At 50.7% G+C, this 16732-nt stretch carries 15 protein-coding genes; 12 read left to right on the forward strand and 3 right to left on the reverse strand.

Features of this window, described 5'->3' with window-relative positions; all coding sequences use genetic code 11:
- Positions 1 to 17 precede the first annotated feature (17 nt).
- Genes queA through DL94_RS0100815 form a run of 6 tightly spaced genes read left to right on the forward strand, consistent with a single transcriptional unit; the run spans position 18 to position 5253 of the window.
- Positions 18 to 1106 carry a tRNA preQ1(34) S-adenosylmethionine ribosyltransferase-isomerase QueA gene (queA, locus tag DL94_RS0100790; protein WP_028128497.1) on the forward strand — a complete coding sequence of 363 codons (1089 nt, stop codon included), beginning with the start codon at positions 18 to 20 and terminating at the stop codon, positions 1104 to 1106.
- A 19-nt stretch (positions 1107 to 1125) separates the two neighbouring features.
- Positions 1126 to 1905 carry a molybdate ABC transporter substrate-binding protein gene (gene modA, locus DL94_RS0100795; RefSeq protein WP_028128498.1) on the forward strand — a complete coding sequence of 260 codons (780 nt, stop codon included), beginning with the start codon at positions 1126 to 1128 and terminating at the stop codon, positions 1903 to 1905.
- Between the two features lie 12 nt (positions 1906 to 1917).
- Positions 1918 to 2589 carry a molybdate ABC transporter permease subunit gene (modB, locus tag DL94_RS0100800; protein ID WP_028128499.1) on the forward strand — a complete coding sequence of 224 codons (672 nt, stop codon included), beginning with the start codon at positions 1918 to 1920 and terminating at the stop codon, positions 2587 to 2589.
- A complete protein-coding gene (locus DL94_RS0100805; protein WP_028128500.1) occupies positions 2580 to 3620 on the forward strand; it encodes a sulfate/molybdate ABC transporter ATP-binding protein in 1041 nt (346 codons plus the stop codon). Before modB ends, DL94_RS0100805 begins: the two co-directional genes overlap by 10 nt.
- A gap of 2 nt (positions 3621 to 3622) precedes the next feature.
- Positions 3623 to 4411, forward strand: coding sequence for a metal ABC transporter ATP-binding protein (locus tag DL94_RS13825; RefSeq protein ID WP_037371026.1), 789 nt, complete (start codon positions 3623 to 3625; stop codon positions 4409 to 4411).
- Between the two features lie 2 nt (positions 4412 to 4413).
- The gene (locus tag DL94_RS0100815) at positions 4414 to 5253 is read left to right on the forward strand and encodes a metal ABC transporter permease (RefSeq protein WP_028128501.1); all 840 of its coding nucleotides are present in this window, start codon (positions 4414 to 4416) and stop codon (positions 5251 to 5253) included.
- 228 nt (positions 5254 to 5481) lie between these two features.
- Here DL94_RS0100815 and fba read toward each other — a convergent pair whose 3' ends face one another.
- The 3 genes from fba to uraA form a co-directional block, all read right to left on the reverse strand.
- Positions 5482 to 6477, reverse strand: a complete 996-nt coding sequence (gene fba, locus DL94_RS0100820) for a class II fructose-1,6-bisphosphate aldolase (RefSeq protein ID WP_028128502.1) — start codon at positions 6475 to 6477, stop codon at positions 5482 to 5484.
- A gap of 119 nt (positions 6478 to 6596) precedes the next feature.
- Entirely contained in the window at positions 6597 to 7475 is an 879-nt protein-coding gene (locus tag DL94_RS0100825; RefSeq protein ID WP_028128503.1) for an RluA family pseudouridine synthase, read from the reverse strand.
- The gene (uraA, locus tag DL94_RS0100830; protein ID WP_028128504.1) at positions 7472 to 8749 is read right to left on the reverse strand and encodes a uracil permease; all 1278 of its coding nucleotides are present in this window, start codon (positions 8747 to 8749) and stop codon (positions 7472 to 7474) included. The genes DL94_RS0100825 and uraA overlap by 4 nt, the downstream gene beginning before the upstream one ends.
- Before the next feature lie 354 nt (positions 8750 to 9103).
- Here uraA and DL94_RS0100835 point away from each other — a divergent pair, with 354 nt between their 5' ends.
- The 6 genes from DL94_RS0100835 to radA all read left to right on the forward strand — a co-directional run bounded on the left by DL94_RS0100835 (position 9104) and on the right by radA (position 16675).
- Entirely contained in the window at positions 9104 to 10333 is a 1230-nt protein-coding gene (locus DL94_RS0100835) for an aspartate kinase (protein WP_028128505.1), read from the forward strand.
- 189 nt (positions 10334 to 10522) lie between these two features.
- Positions 10523 to 11764: an aminotransferase class I/II-fold pyridoxal phosphate-dependent enzyme gene (locus DL94_RS0100840; protein WP_081798726.1), complete on the forward strand. Its 1242-nt coding sequence runs from the start codon at positions 10523 to 10525 to the stop codon at positions 11762 to 11764.
- Between the two features lie 154 nt (positions 11765 to 11918).
- Complete coding sequence (locus tag DL94_RS0100845; RefSeq protein ID WP_028128507.1) at positions 11919 to 12545, forward strand: DUF47 domain-containing protein; 627 nt, start codon at positions 11919 to 11921, stop codon at positions 12543 to 12545.
- Positions 12538 to 13533: an inorganic phosphate transporter gene (locus tag DL94_RS0100850; RefSeq protein WP_028128508.1), complete on the forward strand. Its 996-nt coding sequence runs from the start codon at positions 12538 to 12540 to the stop codon at positions 13531 to 13533. Before DL94_RS0100845 ends, DL94_RS0100850 begins: the two co-directional genes overlap by 8 nt.
- A 120-nt stretch (positions 13534 to 13653) precedes the next feature.
- Positions 13654 to 15267 carry a nucleoside kinase gene (locus DL94_RS0100855; RefSeq protein WP_369793681.1) on the forward strand — a complete coding sequence of 538 codons (1614 nt, stop codon included), beginning with the start codon at positions 13654 to 13656 and terminating at the stop codon, positions 15265 to 15267.
- Positions 15268 to 15289: 22 nt separating this feature from the next.
- The gene (radA, locus tag DL94_RS0100860; protein WP_028128510.1) at positions 15290 to 16675 is read left to right on the forward strand and encodes a DNA repair protein RadA; all 1386 of its coding nucleotides are present in this window, start codon (positions 15290 to 15292) and stop codon (positions 16673 to 16675) included.
- Positions 16676 to 16732 lie beyond the last annotated feature (57 nt).

Here is a 16732-nt window from a genome sequence, read left to right on the forward strand (position 1 = left end):
TATAGAAGGATTGAAACATGTTATTACTGTCTGATTTTGATTATGAACTGCCGGAAGAACGGATTGCCCAGGTACCCATTGAACCGCGAAATGCCTCGCGGCTGATGGTGTTGAATCCGGAGGATAAGACGATTGAACATCGCCATTTTTATGACCTCAAGGAATATGTTGAACCGGGTGATACCCTGATTTTTAATGATACCCGGGTTATGCCGGCACGGCTTATCGGACACCGTGACCAGACTGGCGGCAAGGTGGAAGTGTTCCTGCTGCGGCGCATTGACAGCACGCATTGGGAAACGCTCGTGAAACCGGGCAAGAAAGCCAAGCCGGGCTATAAGATTAACTTCAGCGATGAGCTCAGCTGTACGGTTACGGACCATACCGATTTTGGCGGCCGGATTGTGGAATTTGCCTATGAGGGAATTTTTGAGGAAATCCTCGACCGCTTAGGGGAAACACCGCTGCCGCCGTACATTCATGAAAAGCTGGAAGATAAGGAACGCTATCAGACGGTGTATAACCGTGAAGAAGGCTCGGCGGCAGCACCGACGGCCGGCCTGCATTTTACCAAGGAGCAGATGCAGGAACTGAAGGATATGGGCGTCAACCTGGGGTTTGTCACCCTGCATGTAGGGCTCGGTACATTCCGTCCCGTTAATGTGGAAGATATCCAAAAGCATGATATGCACAAGGAATTTTATAATGTGCCGGAGGAAACGGCTAAACTTATCATGGATACGAAGGCTGCCGGTCATCGCGTGATTGCCGTGGGTACTACGAGTATCCGCACTTTGGAATCGGCAGCGGACGGTATGGGCCAGATTAGCGCTAAAAGCGGCTGGACGCAGATTTTCATTTATCCTGGTTATGACTTCAAGATTGTTGATGCCATTATCACCAATTTCCACCTGCCAAAATCCACACTGATTATGCTTATCAGTGCTTTTGCCGGCCGGGAATTTGTCTTAGAGGCCTATAAGATGGCTGTGGAAATGAAGTACAGATTTTTCTCCTTTGGTGATGCCATGTTCTTAAAGACAAAACAGCCCAAAGCTGAACGGGATAAGGAACTGCAGGCCCTGGAGGAAACTCACCGCCAGTAAAATGGGGGCATTTATGAGCATGCTAATGCGGAAGTTTTTGGTGGGGCTGCTTTGCGGCTTGTGCCTGCTGGGGGCAGGCTGTGCCGGCACAGAAAAAAAGTCCGCTGCCGATAAAGTTGAACTGCATGTGGCAGCGGCTGCCAGCCTTACCGATGTACTGCAGGAAACTGCTGCCGCCTATGAGGCTGAACACCCGCAGGTAAAACTTGTCTTTAATTTTGGCAGTTCCGGCGCTTTACAGCAGGCCATCGAAAACGGCGGTCAGGCAGATGTGTTTTTATCGGCGGCAGCCGGGCAGATGGACAGGCTCGAACAGGCCGGTCTGCTGCTCGCAGGCAGCCGCCGTGACCTGCTGGAAAATGAACTGGTGCTGATTGTGCCACGCCAGGATACAAGCGGCCTAGCTGATTTTACGCAGCTGGCTGATAAGAGCGTGCCGCAGGTAGCTCTGGGAGAACCGCGCAGTGTTCCTGTGGGGCAGTATGCGGAAGAAGTTTTGCGCAATCTGGGCCTGTGGGAACAGGTGCAAGGCAAGGCTATTTTCGGTACAGATGTGCGGCAGGTGCTGGCCTGGGTGGAATCCGGCAATGCAGGCTGTGGTATTGTCTATGCGACAGACGCGGCGCATTCGGACAAGGTGCAGGTTGCCGCGAAGGCTCCGGCTGGTTCACATAAGCCCATTGTTTACCCGGCAGCTGTTTTACAGGAGAGCCGGCATAAGCAGGAGGCGCAGGCGTTTTTAGCGTATCTGGCGCAGCGCCGGGATATTTTTACACGCTATGGTTTTGGCGTCAAATAAGAGGATGAAACTATGGAACTGACACCACTGGTTATATCCCTGCAAACCGCAGGTCTGGCAACGGTGATAACGTTCTTTAGCGGCATTGGCCTGGCCCTGTTGGTATTGCGGATGAACCGCTGGCAGGGGCTGGCTGATGCCCTTATTACATTGCCGCTGGTTTTGCCGCCCACGGTGGTGGGCTTTTTCCTGCTGCTGTTTTGCGGCCGGCGCAGTGCTTTGGGAACTTTTCTGCTGCAGTTTGATATCAGTCTGGTATTTACCTGGAAGGCGGCGGTTATAGCGGCCGTGGCAGTTTCCCTGCCGCTGATGTACCGTACGGCGCGGGGGGCGTTTGAGCAGCTTGACGGCAATATCTTAAATGCCGCCCGTACTTTGGGAGTATCGGAATGGCGGCTTATCTGGCATGTGCTGCTGCCCAATGCCCGGAGCGGCATTCTGGCCGGCGTGGTCCTGTCTTTTACCAGAGCGTTGGGGGAATTTGGCGCTACCATTATGTTTGCCGGGAATATCCCCGGGGTTACGCAGACCATGAGCACGGCGATTTATGCGGCGGTACAGGCCAATGATTATGCGCTGGCCTGGCGGTGGACTGTTATTATCGGCTGCTTTTCCCTGGTATTTGTCCTGCTGCTGAACTGGTGGCAAAGCCGCCAGCCACGGGGGAGGGGCTTATGGAACTGACGGTTCAGATAGTGAAGAAACTGCGCGATTTTACCCTGCGGGCTGATTTTTCGCTGCACGATGAGGTGATGGCTGTATTAGGCGCCTCCGGCAGCGGCAAGAGCATGACGCTTAAATGTATTGCCGGCATCGAAACGCCGGACGAGGGGCGCATTGTCTTAAACGGGCGTACTTTATTTGACAGCACCCAGGGGATAAATGTCAGGATTCAGGACCGCCGTGTGGGTTATTTGTTTCAGGATTATGCCCTGTTTCCCAATATGAGCGTGGCGGAAAATATTGCCTTTGTGACACCGGGCGGTGCGGCAGAAAAAGCGCAAAAAGTACAGGAACACCTGCATCGGTTTAAGCTGGCGGACGTAAAAGCTGCTTATCCCCGGGAACTATCCGGCGGGCAGCAGCAGCGTGCTGCCTTGGCGCGGCTGCTGGCCGCGGAGCCGGAACTGGTGCTGCTCGATGAGCCGCTGTCCGCGCTGGACACTTACCTTAGATGGCAGTTGGAGCAGGTGCTCCGCGAAACACTGGCCGGACGCAGTGCTATACTGGTGACGCATGACCGCGGCGAGGCTTATCGTCTGGCTGGGAAAATTGCGGTACTGGCGCAGGGGCAGCTGCAACAGCCGCGCTGCCGGGAAAACTTGTTTCAAAATCCTGATACCTTGGCTGCGGCCCTGCTCACGGGCTGTAAGAATGTATCTGCCGCGCAGAAAATTGACAGTCAAAAAATAATGGCGCTGGACTGGCAGCTGCCCCTGACGGTGCAAAGTCCGGTGCCTGACAAGATAAAATATGTGGGCATAAGGGCACATTATATGGAACTGGGACAGGCAGGACAGGCAAACACCTTTACCATGGAGGTAGTCCAGGTGGTGGAAGACGTGTTTTCCTATCTGGTGATGTTGCGCGTGCCGCATACTACGGGAGTGGCGCTGCGCTGGGAACTGCCCAAGCCTGTATGGGAGAAAATGGGCAGGCCGTCACTGGTTGAAGTATATTTTCCCCCCAATAAGCTAATGATAATGGAGGAGTAGCTGTGTTTAAAAATATCTTGCATCACAAGGCGGCGTCCTGCACGGACTGTGCCAAGCTTTGCTGCACGAAAATCGAAAACTTCACGGTGACAGCCGGCAATATGACTATTTTTGCCGATGTTAATATTCACCTGCATTGTGGACAGCTGACGGCCTTGATTGGCCCTAATGGTGCCGGCAAAAGCACACTGCTGAAAGCCATTTTGGGGGAGGTGCCCCATAAAGGACAGCTGCATTATGCTGATGCCGAAGGGCGGCGCAGCGGCCAGCCGATTATCGGCTATGTGCCCCAGTATCTGCGGTTTGACGTCAGTGCGCCTATCAGTGTCATGGATATATTCTTGGCCTGTCTGACGGACAAGCCGGTGTGGCTGACTTCGGGGCGGAAAATGCGGCCCCGGGTGCTGAAAAATCTGGCACGTGTGCATGCCGAACATTTAATTGACCGGCGCTTGGGGGCATTATCAGGCGGCGAGCTGCAGCGTGTACTGCTGGCGCTGGCCCTGGACCCCCTGCCGGACTTGCTGCTGCTTGATGAGCCGGTGTCCGGGGTCGACCAAAACGGCCTGGAACTGTTCTATGAGATTTTGGCTGAACTGCGTGAGAAAGAAGACATGGCTATTTTACTGATTTCCCATGACCTCAACATGGTGGCTAAACATGCTGACCAGGTGGTACTGCTGAATAAAGGTGTTATCACCAGCGGCACGCCGGAGGAAGTTTTTGCGGACGAGCGGACGCAGAAGACCTTTGGCCTGCTGGCCGGCACGGTGATGGGAGGACAGAGCTAATGATGGAACTATATAGCATTATGGATATGCTCCTGCCCTTTGACTGGGCCAGGTATACATTTATGAAACATGCCTTCCTGGCAATTCTTTTGGTAACGCCTTTGTTTGGCCTGCTCAGTACCATGGTGGTGAGCAACCGCATGGCGTTCTTTTCGGACTCTTTGGGACATGGCGCTTTTACAGGTATTGCCATTGGCGTATTGCTCGGTGCTGTATCACCGCTCGTGTCGCTTGTGCTGTTCTCGGTGGCGTTTGCTGTCTTTATTACCTATATAAAGAACAAAAGCACGGCCTCTACCGATACCATTATCGGTGTGTTTTCCTCCACAGCTATTGCCCTGGGCCTGATGATTATGAGTCATGGCGGCGGCTTTAATAAGTTTTCTTCCTATCTAATCGGTGATGTATTGAGCATTACGGCAGAGGACTTACAGGCCCTGCTGCTGGTGGTGTTAGTAGTGCTCGGAGGATGGGCTCTGCTCTTTAACCGCTTGCTGGTACTGTCTTTAAACTCCGCCTTTGCTCGCAGCCGGGGGATAAATACCTTTTGGGTGGAGAGCCTGTTTGCTGCCATTCTGGCGGTGGTGGTGGCCATCAGTATTCAATGGGTAGGTATTCTGATTATCAATGCCCTGCTGGTACTGCCGGCAGCCGCAGCGCGTAATGTGACCAATAATGTCAAAGCCTATCAGCTGCTGTCGGTACTTATTGCCTTGGGAGCAGGATTGATGGGACTATTGCTGGCCTATTATTGGAATATGGCCGCCGGGGCCACGATTGTGGTGATTTCAGCAGGGGTGTTCTTTATTACACTGGCATTAAAATCACGTTTCCGCCGTTAAATAAAAAAAGCGATGCGGCTGTGGCCGCATCGCATGCAGAAGGGGAACGCGAGCGTCTTTCGGTCTAACTGCATAAAGGGGAAGACCGGTGGAGGACGCGCGTTGATTGGTAACCTGAGATTATATATTCTTCATGGACGGATAAAATTCCTTCTTTTTCCCTGTTATGTAAAAAAGACTTCCTGAAACCGAAGTTTCAGGAAGTCTTTTTGGCGTTTAATCAAGCAATTATTTTGCGTTGATGAGAGCCATGATTTCAGGAGCACGGCCATCGGAACCGAGAACGTCCTTAATCTTGTGCTCAACGAGTTCCTTAATGTAGGAACGGCCATCAGCAACATACTGACGCGGGTCGAAGTGTTCCGGATGAGCCATGAAGTGCTCACGGATACCAGCCGTAAGAGCCAGACGCAGGTCAGAGTCGATGTTGATTTTGCAAACTGCGGATTTAGCAGCTTTGCGGAGCTGGTCTTCAGGAATACCAACAGCATCGTCCAGCTTGCCGCCGTTAGCGTTGATGATCTGAACGTACTTCGGAATAACGGAAGAAGCACCATGGAGAACGATCGGGAACTCAGGGATCTTCTTCTCGATTTCAGCCAGAATATCGAAACGGAGTTCAGGCGGTACGAGTACGCCATCAGCATTGCGAGTGCACTGTTCCGGCTTGAATTTGAATGCGCCATGGGAAGTACCGATAGCGATAGCCAGGGAGTCTACGCCAGTTTCTTTGACGAATTCCTCAACTTCTTCCGGCTGCGTGTAAGCTGCTTCATGAGCAGCAACCTTAACGTCATCTTCGATACCAGCCAGTTTGCCGAGCTCAGCTTCTACGCAAACACCATGTTCATGTGCGTAAGCAACAACTTCCTGAGTGCGTTTGATGTTCTCTTTGAAGTCATAATGAGAACCATCGAACATTACGGAAGTGAAACCGTCATCGATGCAAGCTTTGCAGGTTTCGAAATCTGCGCCATGGTCGAGGTGCAGAGCAACGGGAATATCGTTAACTTCCAGAGCAGCCTCAACGAGGTGACGGAGATACGGGCCCTTTGCATATTTACGAGCACCGGCAGATGCCTGCAGGATAACCGGGGAGTTCAGCTCAGCAGCTGCTTCCGTGATACCCTGTACGATTTCCATGTTGTTGACGTTGAAAGCACCGATAGCGTAGCCGCCTTCGTAAGCTTTCTTGAACATTTCTTTAGTTCCAACTAATGGCATTTTTCATTACCCCCTAATGAATCTTGTTCAAAATTTTTGTTGAACCTCATTTATTATATCATAGAAAATACTTCTGGTGTATAGGCAGGGCGAAAAATTTTCCAAATAATAGCAAGGCTTTATAAAGACGATACAATTCGATGTAAATCTGGTGGCAGTGGGGCCTCGATATCAATGTTTTCGCCGGTTATCGGATGAATGAAGTGCAAGCGATAAGCGTGCAGCGCCTGGCGCTGCAGCAGGTCCAGACTGCCGCCGTATAAATCATCACCGAGTAATGGGCAGCCTAAGTGCGCCATGTGGACACGGATTTGATGTGTACGGCCTGTTTCTAAGGTCAGCTCGATTAAGGAAAGCTCGCCATTGCTTTTGACCGTGCGGTAATGCGTACGGGCAGGCTTGCCCTCAGGGGAAACCTTGCGCAGAATGATGCTGGGCAGCGCCCGGGCAATGGGGGCGTCAACCGTGCCGGCGGCCGGGGAAAGGGTCCCGGCAATAAGCGCCAGATACTGACGGGTAAACTTTTTCGCACCTTTGGGGGAGAGCAGGTATTGTACCTGCGGCTCCTTGGCAATGAGCACGAGTCCGCTGGTATCTCTGTCCAGCCGATGAACGGGGTGGAAGGCGTGGGTTTCCCCGTGTTTTAGATACCGGTGCAGGACGGCGTTGCCGAGCGTGCCACTGTTTTCCTTGGGCACGGGATGAACAAGCTGTCCGGCCGGCTTGTTAACTATAAGAAGATATTCATCTTCGTACAATACTTCAAGGGGAATATCTTCGGGGATTACATCACTGGGGCGCAGAATATCATAAGTTATGATGTCGCCGGTTTTGACTGTTGCCCGGGCAGCGATGCAGATTTCTCCGTTGATGGCAAATGTGCCGGAATTTTTTATTCGTTTCCAAATGGTATTGGAAATGCCTTGCTGCGCCTTTAAAAACGCCTTGACGGGCATTGTCGTCAAGGCGTTGTCAAGCGTTACTGTTATGCGTGTCATGCGTTGCGCGGGTCATCATCAGCTAAGTCGTTTTCTACGGGCTGATGAATTTTGCCGACTAACTGGAAGGCCAGGGACAGGATGATGGCAACCACCGTGGCCAGGGACATGCCCTTCAGGGTAACAGTGCCCAGCGTGACACTGGCGGTGGAAACACCGAGGCCCAGTACGATAGCTGTGAGCATCAGGTTGATGGGATTGTTGTAATCAATGTTGCTTTCAGCCAGCACTCGGATACCGGAGGCGGCGATAACGCCGAAGAGCAGCAGGGAAACGCCGCCCATAACCGGTGTGGGAATGCTCTGAATCAGGGCAGCCAGTTTGCCCAGGCAGGACAGAACGATGGCAAAGACAGCAGCACCGCCGATAACCCAGGTGGAAAATACCTTGGTGATAGCGAGCACGCCGATGTTTTCACCGTAGGTAGTGTTAGGTGTTGAACCGAAGAAACCGGAAATGATGGTAGAGATACCATTGCCGAGAATGGAGCGGTCAAGGCCCGGGTCCTTGGTCAGGTCACTGCCGACGATATTACCGGTGACAATAAGATGGCCGACGTGTTCGGCGATAACCACCAGGGCTGCCGGCAGAATAATCATGAGGGCGTCGAAATTAAATTCCGGGCTGTAAAAGGTAGGCAGGGCAAACCAGGGGGCACTTTCCACAGTTGACAGGTCAACCAGCCCACAGAAAGCGGCGATGATATAACCGCCAACCACACCAAGCAGAATGGGGATAATGGCCAGGAAACCGCGGCAGGCGACAGAGGCGAAAATCGTAATTGCCAGTGTGGCCAGCGAAACGAAAATGGTCGTGTTGTCACCCTTGCCCGTCAGGCCGGCCATGTCGGCGGCCGTGGGCATGAGCTCCAGACCGATAACAGCTACAATGGCGCCCATCGCTGCCGGCGGGAAGAGGACGTCAATCCAATGCGTGCCAACCAGCTTTACGATAAGGCCAACCAGGCAGAATACGATACCTACGGCGATAAAACCACCTAAGGCCGCCTCGTAGCTGTATTTTTCCAAAACCAGAAATACAGGGGAAAGAAAAGCAAAACTGGAACCGAGATAAGCGGGGATTTTGCCTTTGCACAGCGTCAGGTAAAGCAGGGTGCCGATACCATTAAAAAGCAGAACGGTGGCCGGATTCACATGAAAGAGAATAGGCACCAGCACCGTCGAGCCGAACATGGCAAACAGATGCTGCAGGGATAAGGGCAGGGTGGAGAGCAGCGGCAGGCGCTCACTGACGCCAATGGTACGATTTTGCAAAATGATACACTCCTTATAAATGAATGGGTAAAACATATCTGTAATAATATAGCACAAAAGGGACGTATGTCCAATAATTAGTTGGTTACAATCGATGTCGGCTGGTTTTTATCATTTTGTATACAAAAATGCTGTAATATAAGCAAAGTTGTAATGTAATAATCACGATGTGTTTGTTGTAAATGAACAATTTTACATAAAACGGCGAAAATTTATAGACAACCGTCTTTTTTTACGCTATAATATGTTACGATTAAACAGTCAAAACATGGTAAAAATGCAAACCTTCATTATGTAATGGAGTCGTTTTGGCAAAGCGGACTTATGTTTTGCTGATATTTTAGGGGGAGAGTCATGGCACTTATTGTAAAAAAATTCGGTGGCAGCTCCGTAGCGACCACGGAAAAAATCATGAATATTGCCAAGCGTGTGCTGGGCGAAAAACGGCCAGAGGATAAAGTAGTTTTGGTAGTATCCGCCATGGGTGATACTACGGATGACTTAATTGCCCTGGCAGAAGGTATTAACAAAAATCCGTATCAGTATACCCGGGAAATGGATATGCTCCTGACCACGGGTGAGCAGCAGTCAGCAGCGCTGATGGCTATGGCCTTTAATACGCTGGGACAGCCGGCGGTATCCCTGACGGGGCCGATGGCAGGCATGAAGACTAATGATGTCCATACCAAGGGACGGATTGTCGATATTACGCCGGAACGTGTGCATAAGGAACTGGACAAAGGACAGGTTGTTGTGGTAACCGGTTTCCAGGGAGCTGATGAAACTGGTGACTATGTAACGCTGGGCCGCGGCGGTTCTGATACTTCGGCAGTGGCTTTGGCTGGTGCCCTGAAAGCGGATTCCTGCGAGATTTTTACCGACGTGGATGGCGTGTATTCCGCTGACCCGCGTATCGTGCCGGGCGCACGCAAAATGAACGAGATTACCTATCATGAAATGCTGGAAATGGCCCGTCTGGGTGCCGGCGTTATGCAGCCTCGTTCTGTGGAAATGGGTGAATACTTTGGTATTCCTATCCATGTGCGTTCTACGTTTACAACTGAAGCCGGTACGTTTATAAGGGAGGATTATACGATGGAAGATAAAGATTTTGTGATTCGTGGCGTAGCCCATGATGAAAAAGTAGCGAAGATTGCCGTGCTGGGTATTCCTAACACGCCGGGCATTGCCCATGAGATTTTCTCTGCTCTGGCTGATGCCAATATCGATGTGGATATGATTGTACAGAGTATCCGCAATATCGAAAAGAATGTTACGGATATGGTATTTACCGTAGCTGCCGGTGACCTGGCCCAGGCCAAAAAGGTGGTTGACGGTGTAGCTGACAAGCTCAGTGCCGTGGCCGTACTGATTGAAGAAGATGTGGCCAAGGTATCCATCGTTGGTGCCGGCATGCTGGGGAATCCTGGTACAGCAGCCCGTATGTTTGGTGCACTGTCTGCCAAGGGTATCAATATTGACATCATCAGCACTTCGGAAATCAGCATTTCCTGCCTGATTAAGGGCGCACAGCTTAAAGAGGCTGTAAATGCTATTCATGATGAGTTTTTTCCTAAAAAATAAATGACTAATGGCAAGCCGTCCGTGGGGACGGCTTGTTTTGTCACAGTTTAATATACATTTTAGAAAAAATATTGTATACATACAGCTGTACGGGTAGACAGGACAATAATAAACAGTTATGATATTATCTGTGAAAAGAATTACCTAAGTAGTGAATGAGTTTTGTACATCAGAGGGGAGCGCTTGCTTATGACAATGGCAGCCAGCCACGGAGCAACTAAGAAATTACGGGATGCGATTTTTGGAGCCACGGCGGCCTGCAACAAAGCGGCAGAGAAATATGGCCTGGATAAAGTGACCAATGCCACCATCGGTATGATGATGGACGATGCCGGCAAAATTGCCGTATTGCCTACGGTGGAAAAAGTTTTCCGCAGCCTCAGCGCGGAGGATTACTTCCGTTATGCACCGATTGCCGGTGTGCCGGAATACCTGGCGGAAGTAGAAAAGCTGGTCTTTGCTGACAATCGCCCGGAAGGTTTCATCGCATCATGCGCTACGTCAGGCGGTACCGGGGCCATTCATCATGCTGTAGCCAACTATGTGGAACGCGGCACGAAGGTACTGACGTCTGACTGGTTCTGGGGTACTTATAACGTAATCTGTAATGAATGCGGCTGCAAATTAGTAAATTACAAACTCTTTGATGAGGCTAATAACTTCAATATCGCCGCTTATGCTAACAAGGTAGCGGAGATTTACAAGGAGCAGGACAGCCTGCTGGTTATCATCAATACGCCGGCTCATAATCCAACAGGTTTCAGCCTGACGGAAGAGGATTGGGACCAGGTGCTGGCTCTGGCCAAGAAATACGCCGCCCAAGGCAAGAAGATGAGCATTTTGGTGGACATTGCTTACATTGACTTTGCCGGGGAGAAGAATGAAACTCGCCGCTTTATGAAAAAGTTCAGCAACCTGCCGGAAAATGTGCTCGTAATGTTCTCCTTCTCCATGTCCAAGGGGTACACGGCTTATGGTCAGCGTACCGGTGCACTGGTGGCGGTTTCTGCCAGTGAAAAAGTTATTACGGAATTCCAGGATATCAATAAATACACGAGCCGTGCTACCTGGTCCAATATCAACCGTGGTGCTATGCTGACGCTGGTGAAGATTCAGCAGGATGAAGAACTGCGCCGTCAGTATGAGGCTGAGCGCGACAGTTTCTATCAGACCATCAGAAAGCGCGCCCAGGTGTTCATGACGGAGGCCAAGGCCTGCGGGCTGCCGGCGCTGCCCTATAATGGCGGTTTCTTCCTGTCGGTACCGGCGGCTGACCCTCAGGCTGTCTGCAACAAACTGCATGATGATTTGATTTTTGCTGTGCCTTTAAAGGCTGGTGTGCGCGTGGCCGCCTGCTGCGTGCCGGAGGCCAAGATGCACGGTGTAGCGGAAAAAGTTCTCAAAGCCCTGCAGGCAGTAGAAAACTGGTAATATAGTTTACTATGGGAGCCAATTCTTCTATTTATTAGAAAGGATTGGTTCCTTTTTTCACGTGCTTTAAAATTTGCGGTTGAACAGGTATAGAAATGATGTTATAGTAAAATTGTGTGTATGTGATATTTCTTTCGGGAGGACGCAAAACAATATGTTTAAATTCAAGAAGAAAGACAGTGAGTTCTTTGACCTGTTTGTGGACAGTGCCAGATACTTTTATAAAGGCGCGCTGATGATGGACGAGGTTATGCTTGACTATAGCAAGGCCACGGACAAGGTAAAGGAAATCATGGATTTGGAGCATGAAGCCGATAGAATCAATGATGCAATTATCGATAAGCTTAATATGACATTTATTACCCCGATTGACCGGGAAGATATCTATGCACTGGCTAATGGCCTTGATGATGGCGTGGATTACCTGCAAGGGACGTTACAGCGCATTGTTATGTATCGCACTGGCAAGGCTATGACCGGGGCAGTGTCCCTGACCAAGCTGCTGATTGAAGCTACGGAAGAAATTATTCGCGCTTTCTCCTTGTTAAAGGATATTCGTAAAAATCAGGCGCAGATACTCGATGCCACTCATAAAATTGCCCAGCTGGAAAGTGAAGGCGACCGCGTGTACCGCCATGAAGTGGCTTATTTATTCGAGAAGGAAAAAGACCCCATTGAACTTATCAAATGGAAGGATATACTGGAAAAGCTGGAAGACACACTGGATCATTGTGAGAAGATATCTGACATGATTCGAGGAGTGGTAATGAAGTATGCATGAGTTACAGCTGTTAATATTCACGGTTATTGCCCTGGCTCTGCTCTTTGACTTCATCAATGGCTTTCATGATACGGCTAATGCTATTGCTACGGCAGTATCTACCCGGGCTATTCATCCCAGCTATGCCATCATGATGGCGGCAGTGCTGAACTTTTTAGGGGCTATGTATAGTACCGGCGTGGCTAAGACCATCGGCGCAGATATCGTCAGTTCCGCTAAGATGGTTGATGAGCATGTATTGATTGCCGCTTTGGCCGGTTCCATTATTTGGAATATCCTGACCTGGTGGTTTGCTGTGCCCTCCAGTTCTTCCCATGCTTTGGTGGGCGGCATTATCGGTGCTGTCATGGTGTCTGTAGGTGAGCAGGGACTGAACTTCTGGGGCATAGGCAAGATTGTTATCTCGCTTATTGGTTCGCCGATACTGGCAATTTGTACGGGTTGTATCGTAATGCTGCTGCTGTTCCGGATATTCGGCGGCTTTAGTCCCTCGGCGGTCAATCATAAGTTTAAAAAGATGCAGATTCTTTCGGCTGCGATGATGGCCTTTTCCCACGGTTCCAACGATGCCCAGAAATCCATGGGTATCATTACCCTGGCACTCGTAGCCGGCGGCTATATTGGTGCGTTTGAGGTTCCCACCTATGTTAAGGTTCTTTGTGCTACGGCTATGGCACTCGGTACGGCCATGGGCGGACGACGTATCATCAAAACCATCGGCGGTAAGATTTTTAAGCTGGAGCCGATTTCCGGCTTTGCCGCAGATTTGAATTCTTCGATTGTTATCTTCGGTGCTACGTTGCTGCATTTACCGGTCAGCACCACCCACGTGGTATCCGGTTCCATTATGGGCGTGGGTACTGCCAAGCGCCTTAATGCTGTGCGCTGGGGCGTGGCTCAGCAGATGGTCATGGCCTGGGTGCTTACCATTCCCTGTACGGCACTGATGGGGGCCGGTATTTACAAACTTGTATGCTTGTTTATGTAAACGCAAAATTTTCACACAATTATATAGCAAAAACAGGACTCAAGTGTTACAATAGTAGTAATACTTGAGTCTTTTTTGTGCAAGGACTCCCACATAAGGAGGTGTTGGACCATGGCGAAGATGGTTGAATTAAAGGAATTAGCGCAGGCAGCACAAAGGGATTATGACAGTGAAATTGTGGCCGGTCTGGTCAACAACGAAATCCGCGATTTACAGAGTGAAGTAGATGCGGACAGTGTTATTTCGTTTATCGAGATGAACAGCTCCTGGGGCTGGCGGATATATCGCCGGACCTTGCTCTTTATCATGTTTGCGGCGGTGCATGAGCTATATCCGTCAGCGGAAGTGGTGGCAAAGTTCAGTGCCAACAAGGGACTGTTTTGTGAACTGTTGCATTTTAACGGCGGTCTGAACGAATACGAACTCGGACGTATAGAAACGCGTATGCGTGAGATAATCAGCGAGGATAAGGCCATTGTCAAAATGAAGATGAGCAGGGAACAGGCCGTGCGTATTTTCAAGAACAACCGTCAGATTGAAAAAGCCAATCTGATTGCCTCCTTGCAGATGGACAAGGTCAGTCTGTACCAGTGCGGTGATTTTTATGATTATCTTTATGGTGTAATGATAGGCCATACGGGCAGCGTGGACAGATTCGCCCTGGATTTTGAGGCCGGTGGCATCCTGCTGCGCATTCCCGATATGGATACTGAGGGGCAGGTCAGGGAACGACTGCCACAGCCCAAACTCAGTCAGATACTGGCAGAGTCCAAGGAATGGGCGGCGGCTGTGCAGTGCAATTTTGTACCGGATTTAAACCGTATCAACCGGCATGGGGATATCAGTGAGCTTATCCGCGTGTCCGAGGCCTTGCAGGAAAAACGTATTTCCCAGATTGCTGATCATATAGCTGACAATAAGGGCAATTTGCGGCTGATTTTGATTGCCGGGCCATCTTCTTCCGGCAAGACTTCTTTTGCCCAGCGTTTACGGGTACAGCTGCGGGCAAACAGGCTGGTGCCGGTGTCCATATCATTGGATGATTATTATGTGGACCGGGAAAAAACGCCAAAAAAGGCAAATGGTGAGTATGATTTTGAGGCCTTGGAGGCCATTGACCTCGAACTCTTTAACCAGCACCTGTTGGCTTTGCTGGCTGGCGAGGAAATAATTATACCGCGGTACAACTTCCTCACCGGGCTGCGGGAATGGGATGAGTCACGGCATATGTCAGTGACCAGGAATCAGCCTATCATTGTGGAGGGCATTCATGGCCTGAATGAGCGCCTCAGTGAGTACGTTCCGCATAGCCGGAAGTTTAAGATTTATATCAGTGCGCTGACGCAGCTGAATATTGACGCGCATAACCGTATTTCCACGACAGATGCCAGATTGATTCGGCGTATGGTCCGGGATTATCAGTTCCGGGGATTTGGCGCGTTAAAAACATTAAAACAGTGGGCCTCGGTACGGGAAGGGGAGGAAAAAAACATTTTCCCCTATCAGGAAGAAGCAAATGTGATGTTTAATTCCGCCCTGATTTATGAACTGGGGATATTAAAGCATTATGCCCAGCCGCTTTTGCAGTCGATACCGCAGGATATTCCCGAACATGCTAATGCCAAGCGGCTGTTGGATATTTTGCAGTATTTTGATGATATTACGGCGGAAGATGATATCCCTAATAACTCAATTTTACGGGAGTTTATCGGTAAGTCGGTATTCTTTAAATGATTTTATTAAGGATGGATGATAGTTGGCCAAGAAGAAAAAATCGGTATTTGTCTGTCAGGACTGCGGTTATGAATCAGCAAAATGGATGGGGAAATGCCCGGGCTGCGGAGCCTGGAATACCATGGTGGAAGAGGTAATAGCACCGGAAAATAATGCCGGCGGGGCTGGCGGCCTGCGGCTGGGCCTGTCTGACAGTCAAAAGCCCCAGCCGATTGCAGAGGTAGCGATTGAGGATTTGCCGCGTTTTGCCACGGGCTCAGGTGAGCTTGACCGGGTACTGGGCGGCGGTGTAATTCCCGGTTCCATGGTACTGATTGTCGGTGACCCGGGGGTGGGCAAGTCCAGTCTGACATTGCGTGTCTGTGCTGACGTGGCCAGGGCCGGGCGCAAGGTTTTGTATGTTACCGGCGAAGAAAGCACCCGGCAGGTACGTATGCGCGGTGACCGGCTGGGTGCCTTGGCTGATAAGCTGTATGTGGTCAGTGAAACCAACATGGAAACAATAGAGGCACATATAGAAAATACACAGCCGGAACTTTTGGTTATCGACTCGATTCAGACGGTATTCAAGCCCGAGGTGCAAAGTGCCCCAGGCAGTGTTTCGCAGGTGCGCGAGTGTGCGGTGGACATTTTGCGGATAGCCAAAGGCAAAGGCATTGCGGCGTTTGTTATCGGCCATGTGACCAAAGACGGCAACTTAGCCGGCCCCCGGGTTTTGGAACACATTGTGGATACGGTGCTGTACTTTGAAGGGGAGCGCAATGCCGAGTACCGTGTTTTGCGTGCCGTGAAAAATCGTTTTGGCAGTACGAATGAACTGGGCCTGTTTGAAATGCGCGATGTAGGGCTCGTTGACGTGCCGGACGCCTCCAAGCTCTTCCTGTCTGACAGGGAGGGGGACAGTGGTACGGTTATTATCCCTACCGTGGAAGGTACACGCCCCTTGCTGGTGGAACTGCAGGCTCTGGTGGCACCAACGCCTTACGTACCGCCTAGGCGCACCGCAGATTCTGTGGATATCAAGCGTATTCAGCTGCTCTTGGCGGTGCTGGAAAAGCGTGTGCATTTACAGGTTGGCGCCTGTGACGTCTATGTGAAGGTAGCCGGAGGTATTAAGATTGATGAACCGGCTGCGGACCTGGGCATTTGTGTGGCGATGGCCTCCAGCTTTGCTAACCGGCAGCTGCGCCCCAAGACTATTGTCTTTGGCGAGGTAGGTCTTTCCGGGGAGGTACGGGCTGTAGGACAGGCCGATGTGCGTATCAATGAGGCCAAACGCCTGGGCTTTCAGCATGTGATTCTGCCCATGAAAAATTATCGTCAGCTGGGGGCGGAGATTAGCGGAATTAAGCTGTACGGGGCGGAAACTGTCGGCGATGCCCTGCGGCTGGCTATGCCTAAAAACTGAATAATAGCAGTGTAAAGGTAATGTCAAGCGCACTGTCTTGACTGCAATCAACATAAC

The sequence above is a fragment of the Selenomonas sp. AE3005 genome, from assembly GCF_000686945.1.
Lineage (GTDB): Bacteria > Bacillota > Negativicutes > Selenomonadales > Selenomonadaceae > Selenomonas_A.